The sequence below is a fragment of the Blastococcus sp. CT_GayMR19 genome (genome assembly GCF_004570385.1).
In the GTDB taxonomy this organism is placed as follows: Bacteria; Actinomycetota; Actinomycetes; order Mycobacteriales; family Geodermatophilaceae; genus Blastococcus_B.
The window spans coordinates 1-11,240 of record NZ_SPQL01000032.1 but is presented as its reverse complement, the minus strand read 5'-3'; the positions used below and the strand labels follow the sequence as shown (position 1 = coordinate 11,240).

Annotated in this window: 6 protein-coding genes; all 6 read right to left on the bottom strand. The window is 73.1% G+C overall.

The features are described 5' to 3' along the window. Positions 1–2,092, bottom strand: a 2,092-nt coding sequence (locus E4P39_RS22725; RefSeq protein WP_209306664.1) for an Hsp70 family protein, incomplete at its 3' end; no start/stop codon positions are given. A 338-nt stretch (positions 2,093–2,430) separates the two neighbouring features. After that, positions 2,431–4,221 carry a serine/threonine-protein kinase gene (locus E4P39_RS21940; protein ID WP_135138774.1) on the bottom strand — a complete coding sequence of 597 codons (1,791 nt, stop codon included), beginning with the start codon at positions 4,219–4,221 and terminating at the stop codon, positions 2,431–2,433. Positions 4,222–4,237: 16 nt separating this feature from the next. Further along, on the bottom strand, positions 4,238–6,064 hold the full coding sequence (locus tag E4P39_RS21935; protein WP_135138772.1) for a trypsin-like peptidase domain-containing protein: 1,827 nt from the start codon (positions 6,062–6,064) through the stop codon (positions 4,238–4,240). A 119-nt stretch (positions 6,065–6,183) separates the two neighbouring features. Continuing rightward, positions 6,184–9,708 (bottom strand): ABC transporter ATP-binding protein, encoded by a 3,525-nt coding sequence (locus tag E4P39_RS21930; RefSeq protein ID WP_135138770.1) that lies wholly within the window; start codon positions 9,706–9,708, stop codon positions 6,184–6,186. A 109-nt stretch (positions 9,709–9,817) separates the two neighbouring features. Beyond that, on the bottom strand, positions 9,818–10,633 hold the full coding sequence (locus E4P39_RS21925; protein WP_167762031.1) for a protein kinase: 816 nt from the start codon (positions 10,631–10,633) through the stop codon (positions 9,818–9,820). 14 nt (positions 10,634–10,647) lie between these two features. Next, positions 10,648–11,240, bottom strand: a 593-nt coding sequence (locus E4P39_RS21920; protein WP_135138767.1) for an FHA domain-containing protein, incomplete at its 5' end; no start/stop codon positions are given.

Below are 11,240 nucleotides of genomic sequence, written 5' to 3'. Positions count from 1 at the left end.
ACTCGACGTTCCGGTAGTCGGCGACCACCGATCCCGTCGCCGTCGGCCGGACGTCGGCGCCGGTGAGGAGCGCTGCGGGCACCTTCCTCCTGCGGGCCTCCGCGAGCAGTGCGGCACCGAGGGCGACGGCGTGCTTGGGGTGCGCGCCGACGACCGTCGGCCGTCCGAAGGCCTCGGAGACCATCTGGGCGACCAGGGGGATCCGGGAAGAGCCCCCCACGAGCAGGACGGCGGCCAGCGTGGTCCGGTCGACCTGGCCCGCCCGGAGCACCCGGTCCAGGGTTCCGATCGTCGACTCGATCGGGGCCCGGATCATCCCCTCCAGCTCGGCGCGCGTCAGGGTGACGTCGAAATGGCGGTTGGGCAGGAACACCGGGATGGTGGCCTCGACGTCGACCGACAGGGCCTCCTTGGCCAGGGTGCAGTCCTGGCGCAGGCGGGCCAGGGCGACGACCGTCTTCGGGTCGCTGTGGTCGAGCTCGGCCAGCGCTCCGCTCGCGAGGTAGTTGACGTGCGCGAAGACCGCGTCGTCGAAATCGGCGCCCCCCAGTCGCTCGATCCCCTCGGGTGTGCCGACGATCTCGAAGCCGTGCGCCGTCCGGCGGAGGACCGTCGCATCGAAGGTCCCGCCACCGAGGTCGTAGACCGCGAGGACGTCACCCTCGCCGAGCGGACGGGTGGAGGCGTAGTGCGCGGCCGCCGCCTCCGGCTCCGTGGTGTAGAGCAGATCGGTGAGACCCGCAGCCTGCGCCACGTCCTCGAACAGGCCCTTCCGGAACGGACCCCAGTTGGCCGGGTGGGTCAGCGCGACGACGTCGGGCTTGGCACCCTGCCGATCGGCCGCACGGGTCAGCACGTCCTGCAGCAGCGCGCCCAGCAGGTCGCTGACCGCGTAGGGCGCGCCGCCGAGCATGACCGGCGTCGGGTTGCCCAGGTTCCGCTTGATCTCCCGCGCGACCCGGTCCGGGTTGCTCACGGCGCGACGGGCCGCGGCGTCACCGGTCACCAGACCGCCGTCGTCGCGGACGTAGACGGCGGCGGGCGCCACGAGTGAGCCGTCACCGAGCCCGAACATCTCGAGGCCGCGGTCGTCGGCGACCGCGGCGGCGATGAAGCTCGTCCCGAGGTCGATGGCGAGGCTGTAGCCCACGCCTCCCTGGGAGGGGCCACCGAAGTCCGTGGCCACGCCGGTGGCTCCGGTCGGCCGGCCGCCCGCCGACGCCGGGGACGCGGGCCCGGCGAGGGCCGCCTCGAGCTCCTGCAGGAGCTCCTCGCACGAGGCGTACCGGTCCCCCGGGTCCTTCGACATGGCACGCGCCACCACGGCGTCGATCCCTGCCGGTACGTCGGGACGGATGCCCGTGACCGACGGCGGCGACTCGACCAGGTGAGCCCACAGCAGCGCGGCGTCGTCGTCGCGGCGGAAGGGCAGCTGCCCCGTCAGGGACTCGTAGAGCACGCAGCCCAGCGCGTAGATGTCCGTGCCCGAACCCACCGGCCGGCCCTGGATCTGCTCCGGCGAGACGTAGTCCACGGTGCCGAGGAAGTGCCCGGTGCCGGTCAGCCCGCCGGACAGCTCCGAGGTCCGCTTGGTGAGACCGAAGTCCGTGAGGTAGACGTGGTCCTCGTGACCGCGACGCGCGCGCTCCCCGGCGGCGACGAGGATGTTGCCCGGCTTGACGTCGCGGTGCACGAGTCCGGCCCGGTGGGCGGAGTCCAGCGCGCTCCCGATCTGGCTGAACAGCCGCAGGGTCCGTTCCAGGGGCAGCTGACCGCCGAGCTCCGCCAGGACACCCTTCAGATCGGACCCGATGACGTACCGCATCGCGATGAACAGCTGCCCGTCGGCCTCACCGGCCTCGTAGATCGGGACGATGTTCGGGTGGTCCAGCGACGCCGCGAGCCGTGACTCCCGGATGAAGCGCTGTCGGAACTGCTCGTTGTCGGCGAGCTGCGGCGTGAGCAGCTTCAGCGCGACCTTGCGGCCGAGGCGCATGTCCTCTGCGCGGTAGACCACCGCCATGCCGCCGCGGCCGATGAAGGACTCGATCCGGTAGCCGGCGATCTCGGTCCCTGGTTCCTGGCTGGTCATCGTCGGCCCACGGCCCGTCCGCGCCGGTCGCAGCGCCGGTCAGGAGGGACGACCGGGCTACCGGTACGAGCGACGCCCCAGAGGATCCGGCGGCGGGAACCAGTCATGTGCACTCCGGAGTAGCCACGGCATCCGTGCCGAGGTCGGGCCAGGCTGTTCATGCAAGACCGCCGCCCACGACGTGTCAATCGACTTCGGGATGGCTTCTCGGGTGGTTGCGGCACGCGGCGGCCAAGGAGCACCCGTGGGCCGCAGTCGCTGTGTCCGGATTCGAGGTTCACGTCCGCTCGACGAGTCCCGCTGGTCCCTCGCGTCCGCCGAACATCCTGGGACGCCGGTCAGCCGGTGATCTCGAGGGAGTCCCTGATCCTCTCGAACGTGGGCCGGTGGTCCTCGAAGGTGTCCGGTGGAGCGAAGAAGGCGAGAAGCACCGCTCCACCCGCGCCGGGTGGATCGACGACGTCGACCAGTACCCGGAGACGGGTCTGCGGGTCTTCCGGGTCGGAGGCGACCGCCTCCATCTCGTCGGCCGGGGCGCCGGCCACTGACACCTCGCGATGCGCCGACTCGAACTGCGTGTCCCGCGGCAGCAGCGATGCGACGGAGTCCTGGAGAGCCTGGGTGTCCGCGGTGTCGTATGTGGCGGCCGAGCTGTACACGTAGAGCCAGACGCTGTCGGGCGAGCCGGAGCGCACGGCGTCCGTCGCGTTCGCCCAGCCGTCGGGCGCGCCCCTCAGGAAGAACAGCTCGTCGGCTGCGGTGGGGTTCGGTCCCAGGACGATGTCGCTGGCGGGCGAGACCACCGTCCCCCAGTCGGCGGGGTGGTCGAGCCGGAACGGGACCACGGTCTCGCGGCTGGTGAACGTGCGGTAATCCTCCGAGGACAAGAAGGACTGCAGCAGCACCACAGAGATGGCGACGAGCACGGCGACGGCGGCGACGATGGCGACGAGCCCCCATCTGCGCCGCGCCGCCGGTTCCGGAGGTGCCTCCCGTTCGTCCTCGTCCCACTCGGAGCCGGCGTCGTCGTACTCCTCGCGCCCGGGCTCCTCCTCCGCAGGCGGTGGGATCCCGTGCGAAACGCTCGTCTGGGTCATGAACCGCGGGAGCGGGCCGGAGGGGAAGGACGGGTGCCGGCTCACGTCGGGGACGTCCCCCGTGACCGTATCCGGGTCCGCCTGGGGACCGTCCGAGGCGAGATCGGCCCGACCAGTTCGTCCTCCAGCGCCGTCGGTGTGCCGACCACTCTGTGACGAGATGGTCGCCGGCAGGCCGAGGGCCCGTTGGAGCTCGTGCAGAAGCACCTCGCACGACTCGTACCGGTCCGCGGGGTCCTTGGCCATCGCATGCGCCACGACGGCGTCGATCGCCTCAGGGAGCTCGGGGCGGATCCCCGTGACCGGTGGGGGTGCCTCGACCAGGTGCGCCCACAGCAGTGCGGCGTCATCGTCCCGACGGAAGGGCAGCTGCCCGGTGAGGCATTCGTAGAGGACGCCGCCCAGCGCGTAGATGTCCGTTCCCGGCCCCACCGGCTTGCCCTGGATCTGCTCGGGTGAGACGTAATCGACGGTCCCGAGGAAGTGCCCGGTGCCGGTCAGCCCGCTCGACAGCTCGGCGGTGCGCTTGGTGAGTCCGAAGTCCGTGAGGTAGACGTGGTCGCCGTGACCGGTACGCGTGTGTTCGCGGCCGGCCGCGACGAGGATGTTGCCCGGCTTGACGTCCCGGTGCACCAGCCCGGCCCGGTGAGCCGTGTCCAGCGCATCCGCGATCTGGGTGAACAGATCCAGCGTCCGCTCGACCGGCAGCCGGCCGCCCTCAGCCGCCAGTGCGCCCTTCAGATCGCTGCCGCGGACGTACCGCATCGCGATGAACAGCTGTCCGTCGGCCTCACCGGCCTCGTAGATCGGCACGATGTTCGGGTGGTCCAGCGACGCTGCGAGCCGTGACTCCCGCATGAAGCGCTGCCGGAACTGCTCGTTGTCCGCCAGCTGCGGCGTGAGCAGCTTCAAGGCAACCTTGCGCCCGAGGCGCATGTCCTCCGCGCGGTAGACCACCGCCATCCCGCCGCGGCCGATCAGGGACTCGATCCGGTAGCCCGCGATCTCACTGCCTGCTTGCTGTGTCGTCATGGTCGGCCGCCGCCGCTCACACTGCGGCTTCGCCACACCGGCCGCAGTAGCGGTGGTGGGCAGCAAGGCGGGCCCCACACGAAGTGCAGAACGCGGGCCTGTCCGCCGCGTCATGCACGGAAGGAGCGACGCGATCGGACGGGGTCAGCACCGCCGGAGCCGCAGCGACCTGTGACACCCGGCGGGAGCCGTCACCGACGGCGTCGACGGAGCGCTGCCCGGGGACCGGTCCGGACAGCGCGCCCGCCGAGGCAGCCGGGCCGCCGCGGCCGAGCGATGCCGCACCCGTCGGAGCCGCCCCGCGACCCTCGACGGGGGGCACCGCAGCAGCTCCGGAGCCGGTGACCACGCTCGGCACCTTCTGGCGCTCGCGCTGTTCGGTCGCCGGCCGGGGCGGCGCGGCGGCCTTGCCGTCCCGGGGCTTGGCATCCCGTGCAGTGGCATCCCGTGGTTTGCCGTCCCGGAGCTTGGCATCCCAGGGTTTGGGCCACCCCGCCTTGGCCGACCCCGGCAGCGGGGCGACGCCGCCCTCGGCGCCACCGGCGACGGAGTCCTGCCGACGCCGACGCAGGACGAGAACGGCGGCGGCGGTGAGCAGCAGCACCGCCGCAACGGAGGACAGCACGACGGTCCAGGGGAAGCCGGCCCCACTCCCGGTGGCCGCCGAGTCGCCGTCCCCCGGGCGAGCGGCACCCGGCGTCCCCGCGGCGACGTTCCGCTCGGCCTCGGCCAGGTTGGCCGCGGCCATGGCGTGGCCCGGGAAGAGCTCGAGCGTCGCCTCGAGGTTCGGGATGGAAGCGGCGAATCCTCCGTTCTTGAACGCGTGCGACGCCGCCTCGAAACTGGTGTCCACCGGCCCCCGGCGCGGGGTGACTCCCGCCGCGGAGACGACGTCGCGGATCGTGCCGACGTCTACGAGCCGGCCGGCCGTTGCCGGCGGGGGTCCGGAGCCTGCTTCCGGCTCGAGGAGACCGATCACCTGACCGCGCTCCGCGAGGACCGGCCCGCCGCGCATCCCGTCCTTCAGGGCGGGGGCCAACTGGACGGCGGCCTCCGCCTCAGCCTCGGTCAGGTCCTCCGACTTCAGCACCGTCCCCCCAGCTTCGGCCAGGTGGGAGTTGATCGCCTTGAGCGTGTCCGGTCCCTGGGGGACGCCCGTGAACCCGAGGACGGCGAGCGCCGACGCGCCATCCATGGAGTCGCCGAGGTCCACGGTCGGCATGCTGCTGGCCCCCCGCACCTGGAGTACTGCGACGTCAGGCGTGCTGCCCTCCAGCAACTCGGCGGGCAACTTCCCGAACTCCTCCTGGGAGGTGACGTACGGGTGGACGACGTAGGTCGGCGTGACCCTGACGACACAGCCGCCGGCGTCGTTGGTGGTGTGTGGGGGGTAGCAGGCGTCCAGTCGCTGCTGCAGGCGGTCCGTGGGTGCGCCGATCTGCTGCCGGGAGAACAGGTCGCCGGTCATCGGGGCCGCACCCCCGTACTGCCGCTGGAAGGCCTCGTTGACGGCGTAGATCCTGGCCTTCTCGAGATCGGACCCCGTGATCGCACCACTCGTGACGATGGCGCCGGTCGGGTCGACCACGAAGCCGCTGGCAGAGGCGAGCACCGGCACCGAGGTGCTTTGAATGATCTTGATGTGGACCCCGCCGGGGTCGCTCTGCAGGTGCTCCACCAGCGAGACCTCCACCTCGGCCCCCGCCTCCACGAAGACGACACCTGGGGCGGCCCGCTCGGTGGGCGTCGGGTGGTCGTGCGCGCCGGCCGGCCCCGTCCCGGGCACCAGAAGGGCGGCCGTGAGAGCGACGACCACGGGAAGCCGACGGCTGTGACCGGTCATGTTGCACTCCGTGTGTGGCCACGGGACGCGAGAAGAGCGCCCGGAGGCAGCTCAAGGGCGTTCCCATGCAAGACCCGAAGGGACTGCGTGTCAATCGACTCGGGGACCCTGTCCACGATTCACGGCACGAGGAGGCCGGACGGCTCGTCCAGGAGGGCCAGGGTGGGCCGCAACCGTTCCGGCCGGAGCCGGCACCAGCTCCGGACGGCGATCCGCGTGAGCGCCACCGTCCGGTACGCGTCGACGCGGGGGAGCAGGACGTCGGGGTCGCTGCCGCTCAGCCGCAGGTACTCGCGGAGGAAGGCCGACCCCAGGTCCTGGCCGCCGTCCTGGCCGCCGTCCCGGCCGCCGTTCTGGCCTCCGTCCCGGGTCGCCCCTCCTTCGGCCCGCGCCCGGCGCACCGCCACGGCGAGCTGCCCGGTGAACTGGGCGAGGTCCAGCGCCGGCTCGGCGAGGCACACGGTGTCGAGGTCGACCAGGCTGGTGGTCGGGCCGTCGAAGAGGACCTGCGACGGTCCGAAGTCGCCGTGGGCGGCGCCGGGCGGCCCCGGCGGCTCGACTCCGACGTCGGCGACCGCTCCGAGGTGGCGGTGCAGCGTTGCGGCGAGCGCGGGGGCCATCGGGGCGAGGGCGTCGACGGAGGCGCGCACCGCGTCGACCTCCCCGGCGAGGGTGCGGGGCGGCCCGACGGGGATCGAGGACCGGTGGAGAGCGGCGGCGACCCGGGCGCACGCCAGCACCGCCCCCTCGGCGGTGAGGTCGCCCCCCGGCGCCGCGGCTCCGCCCGCCCGGGGCCGGAGGAGCGCGGGCAGCTGCGGGGATCCGGGAACGGCCTCGAGCAGCGCCAGGCGGAGGTGCGGCAGGTAGCCCTGGAACCGAGGCACGAGGAACGGCAGGGCGGCGCCGGGCCCCTCCGGCGCCTGCCGGAGCGCGGTCGCCGCGGGACCGACGAGTCGCCCCCGGCCGTCCTCGGACACCTTCCCGTAGACGATCTGCTTCAGGCTGCGGCGGGCAGGCTGGAGACGCCACGCCAGCTCGTACCGCAGCACGCACCTGCCGCGCCCGTAGCGCACCACCTCGGCACGGCAGCCCTGGAGGAGCAGTCCGGGCACCGCGCTGGTGAGCTGCGGCCCGAGCAGCTCCATGAGTTGCGACGGGTCGGTGGCAGGCACCAGGCCAGGGAGTGCGGGGTCCAGCGGGAACACGTGCAGGACGAGGCACAGCTCGCGGACGGTGAGCGCCGGCCCGGCGAAGGCGCGCAGGTCGTCCCTGCCCTCCAGGGTGTCCGCCAGCGCGTCCACCTCCGAGCGCCATGCCTCGGCGGCCTCCGCCGTCGCGAACAGGCGCCCCGCGACGACGTGCTCCCGCGTCTCGCCCGCACCCCGGCGCCGCAGCTCCAGCCGGTACTGCAGGGTGGCCCCGTGGCCGGGTTCCACGTGCGCCTTGCCGGGCGAGCAGGCCAGCAGCTCCCAGTCGTCGGCGACCATGCGCTGCAGGCGCGGCGCCATCGCCGATGCGGACAGCGCCTCGGCCAGTCCCGGTAGTGCCCGGTTCAGGCCCGGCGAGCGGAGCGGGTCCAGGTCGTCCGCGGCGGGCGTGGGGAGACGGCCGGCCGCCGGCATCTGGACGGTCGGGATCCACCCGGTCAGGGCGAGGAACTCCTCCCGGGTCGCGGGCAGCGGCATCGCCTCGATCACGGCGGTGTCGAACCGCCGGATCTCCGACGGCTCCGGCTCGTCCCAGGAAAGGTCGGCCTCACGTTCGACGACGGAGCGGGGCAGCTGGTCGGCGGGGACGCCAGCGGCCGCGGCGCCCGTCGAGGGTGCAGCGGCCGTGGCGGCCACCGCCTCGCCGAACTGCCGGGCATACAGGTCGGCATAGAGGCCGCCGCTCGCGAGCAGGTCGTCAGGGCTGCCGTCCTGGAGGATCCGGCCGGCCGAGATCACCAGCACGCGGCCCACCGAGCGGATCAGGTTCAGGTCGTGCGACACGATCAGCGTGGACCGGTTGCTGGCCAGGGTCTGCAGTGCCTCGGCCACGAGCGCGGACGACTCGGCGTCCAATCCGGTGGTCGGCTCGTCCAGGATCAGGATGGGGGCGTCCCGGATGAAGGCGCGGGCGATGGCCAGCCGCTGTCGCTGGCCCCCCGACAGCGTCGCAGCACGCTCAGCGAGGACGGTGTCGTAGCCGTCCGGCATGTCCATGACGAAGTCGTGGGCGTTCGCCTGCTTGGCAGCGGCGACGACGTCGTCGAACGTGGCCCCTTCCCGGCCGTAGGCGATGTTCTCCGCGACGGTGCCGCGGAGCAGGACCGTCTCCTGCAGCACCATGCTGATCTGTGACCGCAGGGACGCCAGGGTGAACTCCCGGATGTCCTGGCCGTCCACGAGGACGGCCCCCGCGTGCGGGTCGTACAGCCGCGGCAGCAGCTGGGCGATCGTGCTCTTGCCTGCGCCGCTGTGCCCCACGAGTGCGACGGCCTCGCCGGCAGCCATCCGGAAGCTCAGGGACTGCAGTGCCAGTCGCCCCACCGACCCTTCGTCGTCGGCACGCGCCTGGTACGCGAAGCTGACGTCCCGGAACTCGATCTCGCCGCGGAGCGGAGGTGCCGGGTGCGCGCCCGGCGCGTCGACCACGGTGGGTTGGCGGTCGAGCAGCTCACCGACCCGCTCCACGCTGGCGTAGACGCTCGCCACCTTGTTCCAGTGCTTGATGATCTTGCGGATCGGCTTGAACATGTTCTGGATCAGGAGGATGAAGGCGATGAGGTCGCCGGCGGTGAGCGCGCGGGAGGACACCAGCCGGGCGCCCAGGAGGATGACGACGGCGATGCCGACGGCCTCCAGGACGGCGACGGTGAAGCCGAAGAAGGCCTCCAGCCTCCCGGTCTGCAGCACGGCGTCCCGCGCCGCCCGGCTCTGCTCGGCGAACTTCCGCGCCTCGCGGTCGGCGCCGCCGTAGACCTGGACGAGACTGATCGTGGCCAGCATCTCCTGTGCCGTCGATGCCAGGTCGCCCTCGCTGGCCCGCAGCCGCTTGGAGGCCTTCTTGATCCGCCGGGTGAAGATGCTCGAGACGACCATCAACAGCGGCACGACCGCCAGCGCCAGCAGCGCGACCTGCGGGGACTGCCCGAAGAGGTAGCCGAGCGTGGCCGCGAGGATCATCGCCCCGCCCACGAGCTCGCCGTACGAGCCCTCGACGAAGTCCTCCATCGCCTTGACGTCGCCCGTCAACCGGGTGAGGACGTCGCCGGTGCTGCGCCGGAGGTGGAAGGCGAGCGGCAGCTGCTGCAGGTGGGAGAAGAGCGCGCCCCGCACGTTGAACCCGAGCGTGCGCGCGGCATGGGCCAGGAAGATCACGGCCAGCGACGCCGAGGAGCTGTTCACCGCGGTCGCGACCACGATGGCCAGCGCGATCAGCGGGATGGTCGCGTCGAGCGACGGCGTGAAGCCCAGCAGGCTGGGCCGCCGGTCGTCGATCAGGAAGTCGGTCAGGCGCTTGATCAGGTCGGGTACCGCGACGGCGGTGGCCGCCTCGAGCGCCAGCCAGGCGGTGGCGAACACGAAGGCCCGTCGCTGCCCGACGGTGAAGCGCCCGAACAGCCGCAACGTGCGGCGGAGGTCACCCCCGCCGCCCCTCATGACGGGTCGGTCCTGGCCACGCGTTCCTCCAGTCGGAACCGCTCGCGCGGCCGCCAGGCTATCCCGACCGGCCGTTCTGCAACCGAAAAAGATGCGCCGCCGGCGGCGGTCATCCTCCGTGCCGCCGGGCCACCTCCTCGACCGCCTCGGCGAAGTCGTCCGCGGTGCGGTAGCGCCGGGCGGGGTCCGGGTGGAGCGCCGTCACGACGACCGCCCGCTCGCCGTCCGACAGGTCCTCACCCGGCTCCGGGTGGCTCCTCAGGTAGATCCGGACCGCCGTGAACGCGTCCGCGGACACGAGCGCCGGGAACAGCCCGTGCCCCGTCAGCGCCAGGTGGAGGGTCACCCCGAGCGCCCAGATGTCGCTGGCCCGGCCTGCCGGACGCCCCCTCATGAGTTCCGGGTCGACCAGCTCCAGCCGGCCGGCCCGCGCCCCGGTCCCGAGCCCGCTGTGCGTGTGCCCCCGGGTCAGCAGGTGCCCGACCGCCGGCTCGGCCAGGACGGCACCGTCCTTGTCCAGCAGGATGTTCGTGGCTCCGATGCCCCGGTGCACGAGACCGGCCTCGTGCATCTCGTGTGCGCCGCGAGCTGCCCGGGCGACGGCCAGGAGACGCTCCCGGCGGGTGAGGTCGCGCGTCGGTGCGGCCAGTGATCCCAGGGCCTCGTGGCGCATCGCGTAGAACACCGACGCGACGTCCGTCCCGACGTCGTACAGCGGGACGAGCCGCGGCGAGCGGAGTGCCGCGACGAGGCCGAGCTCGTCGGCCAGGGCGCCGAAGCCGTCGTCGCCGGTCAGGGGCTGCACCTTGACCGCGACCGTGTCCGCGGCGATCCCGAGGCGGCGCGGTGTCCTGGCCAGGTAGACCTGGCTGCCCTCCCCCCGCCCCAGCTCCCGGAGGAACACGTAGTCCGCAACCCTGTCCACGGCGGCCTCCACCCCTAACGGAAGACCTGGGGGACGACCGTCTCCCGCCAGGTGTCGAAGAGGAGCTGTCGCTGGCCCAGGCGCACGCGGTCCCCGTGCAGCAGGGGGACCGGGATCTCCGGGGTCACCGGCAGCCAGGGGCCGGCCGCCCCGTGACGGCTGAGGAGGGTGCCGTTGGCGGACCGGCTGTCGCTGAGCAGGACCTTCCACCCCGCGACGGTCAGGCGGGCGTGGACCCGGGAGGTGCTGCGCACCGAATCGCGCAGGGCCAGGGGACGAGCCCGCCCCGCGAGCACGTCCGGTGCCGCCTCCGCCTCGCGTCCGATGACGAAGTCCCCGGTCACCGGGTAGATCGTGCCGCCGTCGGTGACGAGGATGCCCAGCGGAGGTCTCCGCCGGCTCACGCGGCCCGCGCCGGGCGGCAGGGGTGTTCCGCACGTGCGGCACGCCGGCAGGTCCGGGTCCGTGAAGTGCCCCGCCGGGCAGAGCACACCCTCCACGAGGACCTCGGGTTCCGCCGTCCCGGCGCCGGTGGCGGCCTCGCCGGGCGCGCCGGCGACGGGCAGCGGCGGGCGTCGTCGTCCTCGCGCGGCCTCGCCGTCCGGCG